The sequence below is a fragment of the Streptomyces sp. NPDC013317 genome (assembly GCF_055563155.1).
In genome coordinates, this window is record NZ_JBVHDX010000004.1 from 415,907 (window position 1) to 430,885 (window position 14,979).

Annotated in this window: 13 protein-coding genes and 1 tRNA gene; 3 read left to right on the forward strand and 11 right to left on the reverse strand. The window is 71.4% G+C overall.

What is annotated here, in order from left to right; translation table 11 throughout:
- The first annotated feature begins 87 nt into the window (after positions 1 to 87).
- Complete coding sequence (locus tag ACZ3IJ_RS14605; protein ID WP_467468086.1) at positions 88 to 705, forward strand: rhomboid-like protein; 618 nt, start codon at positions 88 to 90, stop codon at positions 703 to 705.
- 186 nt (positions 706 to 891) lie between these two features.
- A tRNA-Ser gene (locus tag ACZ3IJ_RS14610) sits at positions 892 to 976 on the forward strand.
- Positions 977 to 984: 8 nt separating this feature from the next.
- Here ACZ3IJ_RS14610 and ACZ3IJ_RS14615 read toward each other — a convergent pair.
- The 9 genes from ACZ3IJ_RS14615 to ACZ3IJ_RS14655 all read right to left on the reverse strand — a co-directional run bounded on the left by ACZ3IJ_RS14615 (position 985) and on the right by ACZ3IJ_RS14655 (position 10,934).
- Positions 985 to 1,791: an HAD family hydrolase gene (locus ACZ3IJ_RS14615; RefSeq protein ID WP_467468088.1), complete on the reverse strand. Its 807-nt coding sequence runs from the start codon at positions 1,789 to 1,791 to the stop codon at positions 985 to 987.
- Positions 1,788 to 3,077 (reverse strand): serine--tRNA ligase, encoded by a 1,290-nt coding sequence (gene serS, locus ACZ3IJ_RS14620; RefSeq protein ID WP_467468090.1) that lies wholly within the window; start codon positions 3,075 to 3,077, stop codon positions 1,788 to 1,790. Before serS ends, ACZ3IJ_RS14615 begins: the two co-directional genes overlap by 4 nt.
- 562 nt (positions 3,078 to 3,639) lie before the next feature.
- Positions 3,640 to 4,575: a prephenate dehydratase gene (gene pheA, locus ACZ3IJ_RS14625; protein ID WP_467468092.1), complete on the reverse strand. Its 936-nt coding sequence runs from the start codon at positions 4,573 to 4,575 to the stop codon at positions 3,640 to 3,642.
- A 27-nt stretch (positions 4,576 to 4,602) separates the two neighbouring features.
- Positions 4,603 to 5,883: an iron uptake transporter deferrochelatase/peroxidase subunit gene (gene efeB / locus ACZ3IJ_RS14630; RefSeq protein WP_467468094.1), complete on the reverse strand. Its 1,281-nt coding sequence runs from the start codon at positions 5,881 to 5,883 to the stop codon at positions 4,603 to 4,605.
- A gap of 5 nt (positions 5,884 to 5,888) precedes the next feature.
- A complete protein-coding gene (locus ACZ3IJ_RS14635; RefSeq protein WP_467468096.1) occupies positions 5,889 to 7,991 on the reverse strand; it encodes a copper resistance CopC/CopD family protein in 2,103 nt (700 codons plus the stop codon).
- A 25-nt stretch (positions 7,992 to 8,016) separates the two neighbouring features.
- On the reverse strand, positions 8,017 to 8,493 hold the full coding sequence (locus ACZ3IJ_RS14640) for a copper chaperone PCu(A)C (RefSeq protein WP_467468098.1): 477 nt from the start codon (positions 8,491 to 8,493) through the stop codon (positions 8,017 to 8,019).
- Positions 8,490 to 9,221: an SCO family protein gene (locus ACZ3IJ_RS14645; protein ID WP_467468100.1), complete on the reverse strand. Its 732-nt coding sequence runs from the start codon at positions 9,219 to 9,221 to the stop codon at positions 8,490 to 8,492. The genes ACZ3IJ_RS14640 and ACZ3IJ_RS14645 overlap by 4 nt, the downstream gene beginning before the upstream one ends.
- A gap of 30 nt (positions 9,222 to 9,251) precedes the next feature.
- Entirely contained in the window at positions 9,252 to 10,004 is a 753-nt protein-coding gene (locus ACZ3IJ_RS14650) for a YcnI family copper-binding membrane protein (protein ID WP_467468102.1), read from the reverse strand.
- Between the two features lie 123 nt (positions 10,005 to 10,127).
- A complete protein-coding gene (locus ACZ3IJ_RS14655; protein WP_467468104.1) occupies positions 10,128 to 10,934 on the reverse strand; it encodes a hypothetical protein in 807 nt (268 codons plus the stop codon).
- A gap of 379 nt (positions 10,935 to 11,313) precedes the next feature.
- Here ACZ3IJ_RS14655 and ACZ3IJ_RS14660 point away from each other — a divergent pair, with 379 nt between their 5' ends.
- Positions 11,314 to 11,760, forward strand: coding sequence for an ATP-binding protein (locus ACZ3IJ_RS14660; RefSeq protein ID WP_467468106.1), 447 nt, complete (start codon positions 11,314 to 11,316; stop codon positions 11,758 to 11,760).
- Positions 11,761 to 11,844: 84 nt separating this feature from the next.
- On the opposite strand, the gene ACZ3IJ_RS14665 is transcribed toward ACZ3IJ_RS14660, so the two are convergent.
- Positions 11,845 to 13,302: an aminopeptidase P family protein gene (locus tag ACZ3IJ_RS14665; RefSeq protein WP_467468108.1), complete on the reverse strand. Its 1,458-nt coding sequence runs from the start codon at positions 13,300 to 13,302 to the stop codon at positions 11,845 to 11,847.
- Between the two features lie 140 nt (positions 13,303 to 13,442).
- Positions 13,443 to 14,963 carry a PP2C family protein-serine/threonine phosphatase gene (locus ACZ3IJ_RS14670; RefSeq protein WP_467468416.1) on the reverse strand — a complete coding sequence of 507 codons (1,521 nt, stop codon included), beginning with the start codon at positions 14,961 to 14,963 and terminating at the stop codon, positions 13,443 to 13,445.
- Positions 14,964 to 14,979 lie beyond the last annotated feature (16 nt).

The following is a 14,979-nucleotide window of genomic DNA, read 5'->3' on the forward strand; positions in this document are numbered from 1 at the left end:
GGTGATAGGCACGGGAACGTGCCGAGTGAAACCCTCCCCGGTGGTGCGACGCCGGGTGGCGAACCGTCCCGACCGATCAGGTCGTGGGTGCGTTCGTCACCCGGTACGCATGTGTGGCTGCTCGTCATCGCGATCACCAGCATCGTCATCGCGCTGTCGTCCGACGGTGTGGAGCACTACCTGCTCCACCGCAACAGCAGCAACCTCTACCAGCTCTCCCACCACCCGATCCGGGCGCTGCTCGGCAGTGCGTTCTGGATCGAGGACCCGGCGGACTTCCTGCTGTACGCGCTGCTGTTCGAGGTCTTCCACGCGCCCGTCGAGCGCTGGCTCGGCACACTGCGCTGGCTCGTCACGGTCGCCACGGCGCACATCGCGGCCACGCTCATCAGCCAGAAGGTGGTCCTGGAGGCGATCCAGGACCACGACGTGCCGCGCAGCATGGCGCATGTGGTCGACATCGGGGTCAGCTACGGGATCGCGGCGTCGGTCGGGATCCTGACGTACCGGATCCCGTGGCCGTGGCGGTGGCTCTATCTGGCGGGAGCGGTGACCTTCTTCGCCGTACCGCTCTTCACGAGCCACACGTACACGGATCTGGGGCACGCGATCTCGCTCGCCATCGGGCTGGCCTGCTGGCCGCTGACGTGGGGCGTGCCGGTGGGAAAACCGGTGGCCTCCGAACCTCCCCCGCGCGCACACTAGTTGTGCGGGAGATGCCCGCCATGAGGCCGCAGGGCCGGCCACGAGACCGGGGAGGAGCACGACGATGACCGACACCAGTTCGAGCCGGAGTTCGAGTCCGTCGAGCTCCCTGCAGGGCGGCGCCCCCTAGCGCCGCCGGGGCGGCCGCTTCGAGCGCGCGGGTTCTCCGCGCGAGGCCGCCCACCCGGAGGATTGGCCGAGCGGTAAGGCACTGGCTTGCTAAGCCATGGTCGGGGTCACCCCCGCGCGCGTTCGATTCGCGCATCCTCCGCGCACCGTCTACGCCCGCAGCAGACGCTCCAGGACCACCGCGATGCCGTCGTCCTCGTTCGAGGCCGTCACCTCGTCCGCGACCGCCTTCAGGGAGTCGTGCGCGTTCGCCATCGCCACACCCCGCGCCGCCCAGCCGAACATCGGGATGTCGTTCGGCATGTCGCCGAAGGCGATCGTCTCCGCCGCCTTCACACCGAGCCTGCGCGCCGCGAGCGAGAGGCCGGTGGCCTTGCTCAGGCCGAGCGGCAGGATCTCCACGATCCCCGGCCCCGCCATGACCACGTCCACCAGACTGCCGGCCGTGAGCCGTGCGGCGCCCGCCAGCTCGTCGTCCGACAGCGTGGGGTGCTGGATGTAGAGCTTGTTCAGCGGGGCGGACCACAGCTCCGCCGGGTCCTTGAAGGGCACGTACGGCAGCGGTCCCTCCTGCACCCGGTAGTCGGGGCTGACCAGCACCTCGCCGTCCAGACCGTCCCTGCTCGCCGCCAGGGCCAGCGGCCCCACCTCGGCCTCGATCTTCGACAGCGCGAGACCGGCCAGCTGCCGGTCCAGGGTCACCGAGGTCAGCAGCCGGTGCTCGCCGGCGTGGTAGACCTGCGCGCCCTGACCGCACACCGCGAGCCCCTCGTAGCCGAGGTCGTCGAGGATGTGCCGCGTCCAGGGCACGGAGCGGCCGGTGACGACGATGTGCGCCGCCCCCGCCGCCACCGCGGCGGCGAGAGCGTCACGCGTCCGTTCCGAGACGGACTCGTCGGCGCGCAGCAGCGTGCCGTCGAGGTCCGTCGCGACGAGCTTGTACGGGAAGGAGCTCACCGGGAGATCGGCTCCAGGACCTCGCGGCCGCCCAGGTACGGCCGGAGGGCCTCGGGCACCCGCACCGAACCGTCCGGGAGCTGGTGGTTCTCGAGGATCGCCACGATCGTGCGCGGTACGGCGCACAGGGTGCCGTTCAGCGTCGCCAGAGGCTGGACGACCTTCTTGCCGCCCCGCTCGTCGCGCATCCGCACGGACAGGCGGCGCGCCTGGAAGCCGTCGCAGTTCGACGCGGAGGTCAGCTCGCGGTACTTGCCCTGCGTCGGGATCCAGGCCTCGCAGTCGAACTTGCGCGACGCGGAGGAGCCGAGGTCGCCGGTGGCCACGTCGATGACCTGGAAGGGCAGCTCAAGGCTGGTCAGCCACTGCTTCTCCCACTCCAGGAGCCGCTTGTGCTCGTTCTCGGCGTCCTCAGGGGCGACGTACGAGAACATCTCGACCTTGTCGAACTGGTGGACCCGGAAGATGCCCCGGGTGTCCTTGCCGTACGTGCCGGCCTCGCGGCGGAAGCACGGCGAGAAGCCGGCGTAGCGCAGCGGGAGCTTGTCCGCGTCGATGATCTCGTCCATGTGGTACGCGGCGAGCGGCACCTCGGACGTACCGACGAGGTAGAAGTCGTCCTTCTCCAGGTGGTACACGTTCTCCGCGGCCTGGCCGAGGAAGCCGGTGCCCTCCATGGCGCGCGGGCGGACCAGCGCCGGCGTCAGCATCGGGATGAAGCCGGCCTCGGTCGCCTGCGCGATCGCCGCGTTGACGAGGGCGAGCTCCAGCAGGGCGCCGACGCCCGTCAGATAGTAGAAACGCGAGCCGGAGACCTTGGCGCCCCGCTCGACGTCGATGGCGCCGAGCGCCTCGCCCAGCTCCAGGTGGTCCTTGGGCTCGAAGCCCTCGGCCGCGAAGTCGCGGATCGTGCCGTGCGTCTCCAGGACGACGAAGTCCTCCTCGCCGCCGACGGGCACGTCCGTGTGGACGATGTTGCCGAGCCGGAGCAGGAGCGCGCGGGCCGTCTCGTCGGCCTCGTTCTGCTCGGCCTCGGCGGCCTTGACGTCGGTCTTGAGCTGCTCCGCCTTCTGCAGGAGCTCGGCGCGCTCCTCGGGGGAGGCCTTGGGGATCAGCTTGCCGAGCGCCTTCTGCTCGGATCGGAGCTCGTCGAAGCGGACGCCGGACGACCTGCGCCGCTCATCGGCGGAGAGCAGGGCGTCGACGAGCTCGACGTCCTCTCCACGGGCGCGCTGGGAGGCGCGAACACGGTCGGGGTCCTCACGGAGCAGGCGAAGGTCAATCACCCCACCAGGCTACCGGTGCGTGCTCGCCCCACCCCACCCGATATAGCCGTGCGTGTCGCTATGCCCGAATTGCCGGTATTGGGAAATGCTCCCCCTATTCGTCAATAAACAGGACAGGGGGCCCCGAAAAGGGGCGGACCGGTACGCGCCGCTGACCGAACCGCCCTGTGGGGGCACGGACTTCTCCACAGCGGATGCCGACCCGGCAGAGTTTTCCACAGGCTGTGCGGAACTTCTGTGGATGGTGAACGAATTCCTGGGCGCAATCATGATCAAACCACCCCCCGGCACTCTTCCGGGTGGGAATTCCTCGTTCTCACTCGCTCTAAAGAGTTGATCAACGGAATGGGGATGACGGCGGGCGAGCTGCGCCCTGTGGGTGACCGGGAGCCGACCAGAGCGATTTGTCGACCTCACTCCCCAGCCATATCGACTTGTCCCCAGGCTGGGCGTACAGCCTGTGGATAACTATGTGCGCCGAAGGAAAATATGCAGGTAGCACTGATGGTTCGCACCTGTGGACGACCGCCTCCGGTGACGGAGGCGGTGGGGCACGATCAGGTCAGGCCCGACCGTCCTGGGCCCTCGCCAGCCAATCGGAGGCCGCCATGAACTCCGCGTCCGACGTGCCGCGCCGCAGCGCTCGTACGTCCGCCGCCGCCACGCCCGCACGCGGGTACGAACCGAGGAACCGCACCTTCGGGCAGATCCGCTTCAGACCCATGAGCGCCTCGCCCACGCGCCGGTCCGAGACATGGCCCTCGGCGTCCACGGCGAAGCAGTAGTTGCCGATCCCCGCGCCCGTCGGACGGGACTGGATCAGCATCAGGTTCACCCCGCGCACCGCGAATTCCTGCAGCAGCTCGAGGAGGGCACCCGGATGGTCATCACCCAGCCACAGCACCAGCGACGTCTTGTCCGCGCCCGTCGGCGCCGCGGGCCGGGCCGGACGGCCCACCAGGACGAACCGGGTCTCGGCGTTCTCGGCATCGTGGATCTCGGTGACCAGGGCCTCCAGGCCGTAGGTCGCCGCCGCGAACTCGCCGGCGAAGGCGGCGTCGAACCGGCCCTCCTGCACCAGCCTGGCCCCGTCCGCGTTCGAGGCCGCCGACTCCCACAGGGCCTCGGGCAGGTGGCCGCGCAGCCAGTTCCGCACCTGCGGCTGCGCCACGGGGTGACCGGTGACCGTCTTGATCTCGGACAGTGCGGTGCCCGGCCGGACGAGCAGGGCGAAGGCGATCGGCAGGACCACCTCGCGATAGATCATCAGCGGTTCGCCGGAGGCCAGCTCGTCCAGCGTCGCGGTGACGCCACCCTCCACCGAGTTCTCGATCGGTACGAGAGCGGCGGCCGCCTCTCCGTTGCGCACGGCGTCCAGCGCGGCGGGGACGGAGACCATCGGGACGAGCTCCCTGGTCGCGGCCTCGGGCAGCGTACGCAGCGCGGCCTCCGTGAACGTGCCTTCGGGGCCGAGATACGTATACCGGGTGGCTGACATACGGTCACCCTAATAGGCGCCCGGCTTTCAGGACTCCAGAAGCCGCTGGCCCACGTACTCGCCCTCCGCCGCCCCGCCCGGCACGGCGAAGAGCCCGCTCGCCTCGTGCCGGAGGAAAGGGGAGAGCGCGTCGCCCCGGTCGAGCTTGCGCTGGACGGGCACGAAGCCCCTGAGCGGGTCTGCCTGCCAGCAGATGAAGAGCAGCCCGGCGTCGGGGGTGCCGTCGGGCGCGATGCCGTCGTGGAAGGAGAACGGGCGGCGCAGCATGGCGGCTCCGCCGTTCTGTTCGGGGGCGGAGATCCGGGAGTGGGCGTTGTCCGGGATGACGAGCTTGCCGTCGGGCCCGGTCCTGTCGAGGTCGAGTTCGGTGGTCTCGGTCCCTCCGGTGAGCGGGGCGCCGTCGGACTTGCGGCGGCCGATGACCTTCTCCTGCTTGTCGAGGGGGAGCTTCTCCCAGTCGTCGAGCAGCATGCGGATCCGGCGGACGACCGCGTACGAGCCCCCGGCCATCCACTCCTGGGCTCCGGACGCACCGGTGCCGCCCCCGGCGGGGACGAAGATCCGCTGGTCGAAGTCGGGGTCGGACGGCTTGGGGTTGCCGGTTCCGTCCACCTGGCCCATCAGATTGCGGGCGGTCATCGGCCGGGCCGTGGCGCCCGCGGACCGGTTGAAGCCGTTCATCTGCCAGCGGACGGTGGCGGCCGCGCCGGCGTCCTTCTGCAGCGCGCGCAGTGCGTGGAAGGCGACCAGCGCGTCGTCGGCGCCGATCTGCACCCAGAGGTCCCCCTCGGACCGCTTGGGGTCGAGGGCGTCGGCGGAGAAGGCGGGCAGAGCGTCGAGCTGCGCGGGGCGGCGGGTGGTGAGTCCCGTACGGCCGAAGAAGGAGTGACCGAAGCCGAAGGTGACCGTCAGGGAGGAGGGTCCGGCGTCCAGGGCGATGCCGGTGTCGTCGGTCGACGGCTCGCCCGCCATCAGTGCCTTGGCCGTCGCCGACCAGCGGCGCAGCAGCGCGGCGGCCTCCTTGCGGCCTGCTCCGGGCGTGAGGTCGAAGGCGACCAGATGGCCCCGCGCCTGAAGCGGAGTGGTGATCCCCGCCTGATGTTTCCCGTGAAACATCGCCCGGGTCGAGCCGACCGTCGCCAGTGCCGTCCCGTCACCGGCGGACGAAGCGGACGTGCCGGAGTCGGCGACCGCCGCGTACACCCCGGTACCGCCCGCCGCGCCGAGCGCGAGGCCGGCCGCGCCCGCCGCGCCGACCGTGCCGAGAAGCCGCCGCCGGGAGAGTTCAAGGTTGTCGTCGTTGCTCACGTCGGTCAGCCGATCTTCACGTTCTTGTCGATGGTGGTCTGGTCGATGTCGGAGGTACGGACGGTCACCTGGATCTGCCAGTCCCCGGCCATCGGGATCTGCACTCCGTTGGCGCTCCAGTGTCCGGCCTGGATCCGCTCGGGTACGACGGGCAGGGGGCCGACGTCCTTCGCCTTCAGCGTGAAGGCGACCTTGATCTCGGGGAGGTCCAGGGGGCGGCCGTCGGGGTCGTCGACGAAGAGGTGCAGGACGTTGGCGCCGGTCCGGCCGGGGTCGAGGCTGAGTCGTACGGTCCCCTTGCCGGCGGCGCCTCCGGTGTCGAAGGGCAGCCGGATGTCGACAGGCCGCTCCGGGACGGCGGTCGAGCCGGCGGCGGACTGCGAGCGTCCCGCCTCCTCCTCGGTGCGGCCGGGTTCGGTCGAGGTCAGGACGGTCGTCACGGCGAGCAGGACGACGGCGACGACCGCTTCGGTCAGGACGGAGCGTCGCAGGCCGGTGCGCTCGGGGTCGGCGTCCCGGTCCCGCTTCGTGCGGGCGGTGGCCACGGCGGCGCGCTGCCGCGCGAGCTGGGCGGCCCGCTCGGGGTCGACGGCCGCGTCTTCCCGGCCGTTGGCTCCCTGAGCGGCCACGCCGACGGCGGCCGGCTCCGTGCCGGCCTCGGCCACGCTGGCGTCCTCGGGCCGGTCGGCGTCCTCCGCCCCGGGGGCGCCCTCGGCCTCGGACACCTCGGACGACTTGGACACCTTGGACACCTGGGACACCTGGGACGCCTGGGACGCCTCGGACACCTGGGACGCCTCGAACTCCTCCTCCGACTCCTCCTCGGACTCCTCCTCCGACTCCCCGGACCCCTCCGACACCGTCGGGTCGCCGAGGCGCTGGGTCCAGCGTCGGGACACCCAGGCGATGCCGACCAGGACGGCCACGAGCCCGATCTTGGCCAGGAGCAGCCGGCCGTAGGACGTGCCCGTCAGAGCGGTCCAGGAGCCGACCTGACGCCACGACTGGTAGAGCCCGGTGGCCGCGAGGACGACGACCGAGCCGAAGGCGATCTTCGAGAAGCGTTCCACCGCCGCCCGCTCGATGCCGGGCGCCCGGTAGAGCGACACGAGCAGGGCGGTCAGTCCGCCGAGCCAGGACGCCACGGCGAGCAGGTGCAGCACGTCGACGGGCATCGCGATCGCCGGCTGGATGCCGGTGGAGGCGTGCTCGGCGAGAGCCCAGGTGCCGGCGATTCCGGCGGCGACCACGGTGCCGCCGATCGCGAGCCCGAAGGTGAGGTCCTTCTTCTCCTTCTCGTCGGTCCGCTTGGTGTACGTCCCGAAGAGCACGGCGATGAAGAGCGCGGCGGCGCCGAGCAGCAGCAGCCGGGAGATGAGCGCGGCGCCCGTCTTCGTCTCCAGGACGGAGCCCAGTCCGCCGAGGTCGAAGGCGTCGGCGAGTTCGCCCGAGCCGGTGTACGGGTTGCGGAGCAGCAGCATGGCCAGGGTGGCCGCGGTGAGGGTGAGCCACCCCCTGACGACGAGCCGCTGGAGGGCCTGGACGCTCGCGCCGCGCGGCCAGCAGGCCAGGACGAAGGCGCCGCCGCCGACGAGGACGACGAAACCGGCGTAGGAGAGGTAGCGGGCGATGCCGTAGAGCGCGCCGACGAGTCCGCCGCCCACCTCCTGGTCGGGGAGGGCGACGGAGGTCTGGGAGGGGGCGCCGATGGAGAAGGTGAAGGCGCCCGCGATGGGGTGGCTGTCGGCAGAGACGGTCCGCCAGGCGACGGTGTAGGTGCCCTCGGGCAGCCCGGCGCGGAGTCCCACCCCGTATCTGACGACCGAGCCGCTGCACAGGTCGCGTATCTCTGAGGTGTCCACGCGCTTCCCCGACGGGTCGAGGACCCGGATCGAGTCGTCGCTCATGGCGACCTGCTCGGAGAAGGTGAGGTTGACGTCCTTGGGGGCGGTGGCGACCACCGCCCCGTCCTGCGGGTCGCTGCCGGTGAGCGCGGCATGCGCGGACGCGGGCGCCGCTGCGGCGAGCAGGGTGCCGAGAAGCGTGGCCGCGACGAGCAGCAGCCGAACCAGGGCGGTTCCGAGGCGCGGGGCGGTGGTGGTGGGCATGTGTGTTGTCAGTCCCTCAAGTAGCTCAGTGCTGCTTCGGGTTGTGGGTGGCGGCCTCGACGGGAAGGTCGACCTTGATCGGGTCGGACTTCTCGAAGTGCAGCTCGATGCTGACCTTCTCGCCCTGCCTGGGCTTGGTCTTCAGCGCCATGAACATGATGTGGCTGCCACCACGTTCGAGCTTCAGCTCGCCGTTCGCAGGGATGTCGAAGGACTTCACCTGCTGCATCTTCTGGTTCTTCGTCTCGTGGATCTGGACGTCGTCCGAGATCGGGCTCGTGACGGAGGTCAGCTTGTCCGCGGCGCCGCCGTCGTTCTCGATGGTCAGGAAGCCGCCGGCCATGTCCATCACCGGCTGCGGCATGAACGCGCCGCTGACCTTCAGTTCTGGCGTGCCGTCGGCTCCGGCGGCCCCGGCGGAACTGTCGGTCGAGCACCCGGTCAGCGCCAGCCCGGAGGTGAGGGCGAGGGCGGCGATCAGGGTGGTGGTGCGGCGGTTCACGGGTTCTCCCCCTTGATGAGCTTCGGCAGGTCCTCGGCGTAGTCCTCGACCCTCGTGTCCTCGCCGTACAGGACGTAGCCCTGGTCGGTCGTGGGCGAGAAGGCGATCACCTGGGCTCCGTGCATGGAGACGACCGAGCCGTCCTTCTCCTTCTTCGGCGGGTCGATGCCGATGCCGATCTGGCGGGCGCCCGCCTGGATCGTGGTGAAGTCGCCGGTGAGCCCGACGAAGGACGGGTCCCCGGCGGCGGGCAGCCACTTGCCCAGCTCGGCCGGGGTGTCCCGCTCGGGGTCGGTGGTGACGAACACGACCTGGAGCTTGTCCTGGTCGGCCTTGGGGAGCTGCTTCTTGGCGATGGCGATGTTGCTCATCGTCAGCGGGCAGACGTCGGGGCAGTGCGTGTAGCCGAAGTAGATCAGCGTCGGCTTGCCCTTGGTCTGCGCGCGGAGGTCGAACGGCTTGCCCTCGGTGTCCGTGAGGACGAGGTCGGGCTTGGTGAAGGGGCGGTCGAGGACGGTCGCTGCCTTGGCGTTGTCGCTGCCGCCGGAGACCTCGGCGACCGTTCCGCTGCCGGAGCCGGTGGTCTTGTCGTCTCCGCCGCCGAGGCCGACCGCGACCGTCACCGCGAGGGCGGCGACGATCGCGGAGGCGGCGACGATCAGGGGTGCGCGGCGGCTGGGCCGGGGCCGCGCGTCGGTGCTGGGATCGTTCGTCTTCTGGACGGACATGGAACTCGTTCTCTCGTGGTTCTCTTCGGTTCAGGCCGAGCGGCGGCGGCCGGCGAGCAGGCCGAAGGCGACGCCCGCGACGCCGACGAGGATGCCGACGACGCCGAGGACACGGGCCGTGGTGTCGCTGCCGGCGGAGTCGGCGGCGCTCTCGGTGTGGGCCTTGTCGCCCTTGGCCTCGTCCTTGGCCTTGTCGTCGTGGCCGGCCTTGTCGTCCGCCTTCGCGCCACCGCCGTGGTGGTCGTCGCTCGCCGCGGAGAGCTTCAGCACGGGCGCGGGGTTCTGGAGTTCGGCGCCGTCCTTGGGCTCCTCGATCCAGCGGACGACCTCGTCGTTGTCGTACGTCTGGATCGCCTTGATGACGAGCTGGTCGGTGTCCTCCGGCAGCTGGCCGAGCGAGAGCGGGAACTGCTGGAACTGGCCGGGGCCGATCTTCGCGCCGCCCTCGGCGGTCCAGGTGACCTTGGTGACGGCCTCGTTGATGGACTTGCCGTGCAGCTCGAGCGGCTTGGCGAGCTTGGACTTGGTGACCTCGGACTTCCAGCCCGGGACGGGCTGCGGCATCACCGAGGCGAGGGGGTGGTCGGCCGGGAAGCTGACCTCGACCTTGATGGTGGAGGCGTTGTCGCGCTCGTTCGGGACCTTGACGTTGACCGTCGCGTAGCCGCCCTTGGCCGCCTCGCCCTGCGGCTGGACGCCGACGTGCGCGAAGGCGGTGCCGGAGAGCAGCACGACGGAGGAGAGGGCGATGCCACCGGTGAGGGCGATACGGGAAACGTTCATGGGTGAGGACACTCCAGCTCGTGAGAAGGGTCGGGGTTCCGGCACGCCGACGGCCGGAAGGGTGATCCGGGTGGTGCGGGCGTACGAAGGGCCGCGGGTCCGCTCTTTGCCGAGCGGTCCGCGTCAGGCTGCGAGGACGCAGTCGGCGGCCGGGGGGCCGCGCCGGACGACCGTGTGCTGGAGTGCCTCGGCGCCGGTGGGCGGCGAGGTGTCGTCCGCGGTACGGGCGGTGCGGAGCGCACCGGCGGCCGGAAGCCCGGGGAGGCCGGCGAGCAGGGCCCGTACGAGAGTCAGCGCGGCGCGCAGGGAGCGGACGAGGGCGCATTCGGCGAGCTCGGTCGCGCCGTGGGTGGAGAGCCGGACGAGCCGGCCCAGGGCGAGGTCGCCGTGGCGCAGGAGCCAGCCGGTGGCAAGTGCGGCCAGGAGGTGGCCGAGCACCATCGGCAGGTCGGGCAGGAGGTCGACGCCGGCCGCTCCGGCCGCTCCGGTCGCCAGGTGGGCGCCGTGGGCGGCGTGCGCGGTGGTGGCGTCGGCCGGGTCGAGGCCGGCGTCGCTGATGATGCGGGTGGCGTCGGCGGCGCTCAGGGACGTCGCCCCGGCACCGCAGACGATCTTGGCGGCCATCCGGATCAGCGCGTCCTCGGTGACCGGGCCGAGGGAGCCGGCCGCGAGCGGACGCTGTCCGAGCCCGAACAGGACGTGCAGGCCGAGCTGTCCGCCGGCCAGCGCGGTGACGATGGCGGGGAGCGAGCGCTCCCGCCCGGCGAACAGCACGGTGACGCCGAAGATCGCCAGGAAGCCGACGGCCACGGTCCACAGGGCGATGCCCGCGCACGCGGCGAGGGCGTGCCCGAGCCCGGACAGCACGACGCAGACCGCGGTGAAGACCGCGGCCCTCAGCATGCGTGGCGCGAGCGCGGGGGCAGACATGGCGGGCCCATCATCGCACCAGCCCCACGGCTCACATGAGGCAGGTCCGGAAGATCACCTTTGGTGCCTTCGGGCCGACTTCGGACGGGGTGCCGGGTTGTACCTCGGGTGGGCCTCGGGCGCGGCTCGGGTGCGCCTTGGGTGCGCCTTGAGCGGGGCGTTGGGCGGGGCCTTCGGCGGGGCTTGGGCGGGGCGTTGGGCGGGGCTTGGGCGGGGCGTTGGGCGGGGCTCCGGACCGGCATACACCGCCGCGCGGCGCGTCCACATCCGCCGAACGAGGGCTCTTGTGGTTGCGAGGGGCTTACGGACCCCTTAGGGCGGCAATAGGTAACGGTATGTCGCGCCGCAGCATGTCGAGCCGCAGCCAGGAGGCTGAAGCATGAGCATCTGGTGGTCCCTCCATCTGAGGCGCGAGGCCGCGAGCGTCCCGCTCGCCCGGCGGCTGCTGCTCGGCACGATGGAGACGGCGGGGGTCGACCCCGACGTCTCCTACGAACTGTCGGTCGCGCTGACCGAGGCGTGCGCCAACGCCGTGGAGCACGGCGGGGACTGCGGTTCCGGCCCGTCCTCGGCGGAGTACCGGGTCACGGCCTATCTGGACGGCGAGACCTGCCGTATCGAGGTGGCCGACTCGGGGCCGGGTTTCTCCGCGGCCGGGTTCCCGGTGGCCTCCGCCGCCGCGGATGCCGAGAACGGGCGGGGCCTGCGGCTCATCGAGGAGTTGGCGGACCACGTCCACTTCGGCCGCACGGGCCGGGGCGGGGCGCTGGTCAGCTTCGACAAGATCGTGAAGTGGCGGACCGACGCGCCGCTCGCGCTGACCTGACCCCGCCCGGTGTGACCTGACGCGGTGTACGAAAAGGCCCCCGCCGACCGTGACGGTCCGCGGGAGCCTTCGTCGTGCGGCGGGTCAGGCCTTGAGGTCGGCCATCCACGCCTCGACCTCGTCGGCCTGGCGCGGCAGCGCGGCGGAGAGGTTCCGGTTGCCGTCCTCCGTGACGAGGATGTCGTCCTCGATCCGGACGCCGATGCCCCGGTACTCCTCCGGCACGGTCAGGTCGTCGGCCTGGAAGTAGAGCCCCGGCTCGACGGTCAGGCACATGCCCGGCTCCAGGGTGGTGTCGACGTACGCCTCCGTGCGCGCGGCGGCGCAGTCGTGGACGTCCATGCCGAGCATGTGACCGGTGCCGTGCAGCGTCCAGCGGCGCTGGAGACCCAGCTCCAGGACACGGTCGACGGGGCCCTCGACCAGGCCCCACTCGACCAGCTTCTCGGCGAGCACGCGCTGGGCGGCGTCGTGGAAGTCGCGGTAGGCGGCGCCGGGCTTCACCGCGGCGATGCCCGCCTCCTGCGCCTCGTACACGGCGTCGTAGATCTTGCGCTGGAGCTCGCTGTACCGGCCGTTGATCGGCAGGGTGCGGGTCACGTCCGCGGTGTAGAGCTCGACCGTCTCGACGCCGGCGTCGAGGAGCAGCAGCTCGCCGGAGCGGACGGCGCCGTCGTTACGGACCCAGTGCAGGGTCGTGGCGTGCGGGCCGGCGGCGCAGATGGAGCCGTAGCCGACGTCGTTGCCCTCGACGCGGGCGCGCAGGAAGAAGGTGCCTTCGATGTAGCGCTCGCTGGTGGCCTCGGCCTTGTCGAGGACCTTGACGACGTCCTCGAAGCCGCGCGCGGTGGAGTCGCAGGCCTTCTGGAGCTCGGCGATCTCGAAGGCGTCCTTGACGAGTCGGGCCTCCGAGAGGAAGACGCGCAGCTCCTCGTCGCGCTCGGCGGTGACCTTGTCGGTCAGCGCGGCCTCGATGCCGGCGTCGTGGCCGCGGACGGCGCGGACCGGCCCGGTGGCCTCCTTGAGCGCGGCGGCCAGCTCGCGGACGTCCTTGGCCGGGATGCCGAGGAGCTTCTCGGCCTCGGTCAGGGAGTGGCGGCGGCCGACCCAGAGCTCACCCTGGCCGTCGAGCCAGAACTCGCCGTTCTCGCGGTCGGAGCGCGGCAGCAGGTAGACCGTCGCCTTGTGGCCGCTCTTCGTGGGCTCCAGGACGAGGACGCCGTCCTGCGACTGGTCGCCGGTGAGGTAGGCGTACTCGGTCGACGCGCGGAAGCTGTACTCGGTGTCGTTCGAGCGCGTCTTCAGGTTGCCCGCGGGAATGACGAGCCGCTCACCCGGGAAGCGCGCGGAGAGCGCGGCGCGGCGGTCGGCCGTGTGCCCCGCCTGGGCGATCGGCTCCAGGCCGTGCAGCTCGGTGTCGGCCCAGCCGGACTTCATGTTCTCGGCGAGCTCGTCGGATACGCCCTGGTACAGGCCGTTCTTGCGCTGCTTGATCGGCTCTTCGGTCTCGTCCGGGGTTTCCGGGGTGAGCTCGTCTGCCACGGGGGTCTCCTTTGGTACGACACTGAACCCCCTCCATCGTACGGTCGTACGGAAGGGGGCACAGGGCCGGAAGACCCATTACCGCTGAGTCACCTGCGGGCTACGCGGCGCTCATCCGAAGCGGGCCGCGAGCGGGCCCCTCATTCGAAGCGGGCCGCGAGCAGGACGACGTCCTCTCCGTCGACGGCGTGGTCGAGCCCTTCGGGCAGCAGCGTCCGCAGGACGTGGTCGGCGATGGCCCCGGGATCCGTACGGTCCGCCTTCGGGACGCTCGCGGCGGCCGCGTGCAGCCGTGCGAACGCCCGGTCCATGGGGTCGCCGGTCCTGCGGAGCAGGCCGTCGGTGTAGAGCAGCACCGTTTCTCCGGGGGCGGGGGCGATCTCGATGCTCGGCGCCTCCCAGCAGGCGAGCATCCCCAGCGGCGCCGACAGGGAGGTCTCGACGAACTCGGTGCGGTGGTCGCCGATGATCAGCGGCGGGGTGTGTCCGGCCCCGGCGAGGACGAGTCTGCGCTGCTGCGGCTCGGAGTAGGCGAAGAGCGCGGTGGCCGAGCGGGCGGGCTCGGTGAGGCGGAGCAGAAGCTCCAGGTCGGATAGGACGGCGACGGGGTCCTCGCCCTCCATGACCGCGTACGCCCGCAGCGAGGCGCGCAGCCGGCCCATGGCGGCGAGCGCGCTGGGACCGGTCCCGGAGACGGAGCCGACGGCGAGGCCGAGTGCGCCCTCGGGCAGGGGCAGCGCGTCGTACCAGTCGCCGCCGCCCTGGGGGCCGGTGCGGTGGCGGACGGCGAGCTGGACGCCGGGCACCCGGGGGAGGCGGCTGGGCAGCAACTCCTCGGTGACGGTGGCGACCTGGGCGCGGGCCCGCTCCAGCTCCAGGAGGCGGGCGAGGTGCTCGGTGGCGTGGCTGCTGTAGAGACCGACGAGGTGGCGCCGGCGCTCGGTCGGTTCGGCGGGTTCGTCGTAGAGCCAGACGACGGCGCCGAGCTTACCGGCGGCCTCGGTGGCGAGGGGGAGTGCGTAGCTGGCGGCGTACCCGAGCCGGGCGGCGACCTCGCGGTGGCGGGGGTCGAGTTCCGCCTCCCCGAGCAGGTCGGGCACGGCGATCGGATCGGGGAAGCCGGGCACGCCTTCGGGGAGGCCGTCGAGGATGCGGCCGTACGAGGTGGCGCTGCGCGGCACGGTCTCGATGGTGCCGAGATCGGCGTGCGCGAGTCCGAGGCCGATGGTGGAGGTGGGGCCGAGGCCGTCGCCCGGTTCGAGGACGGCCATGCCGCGACGGGCGCCGACGAGGGCGGCTCCGGCGCGCAGCACCTCGCGCAGCGCTTCGTCCAGGGAACCGGTCTTGATCAGGCGTTCGGTGAGTTCGTGAAGGGTGGTGAGGTCGGAGACCCAGCCGGCCAGCCGGTCCTGGATCATCGCGTCGGGGATGGCGGGGAGGGCCGACGCGGACGGGTGTGCGGGCGGAACGGGCGCGGTAGTGTGCGCGGGCGAGGGAACCGTGGAATCGATTCCAGCCACTTTCGGCAGGTGTGGGGCGCTCATGTCGGACGGCTTTCCGACGGGTGCGTTTCGCTCAATAGCATCGCAAACCCCCATGTCAATCTGCGCCGCTAGCAATGCATCCACATGTACACGCACAAGAGGAGCGATGTCCAGCATTGTCCCCACGGGACTT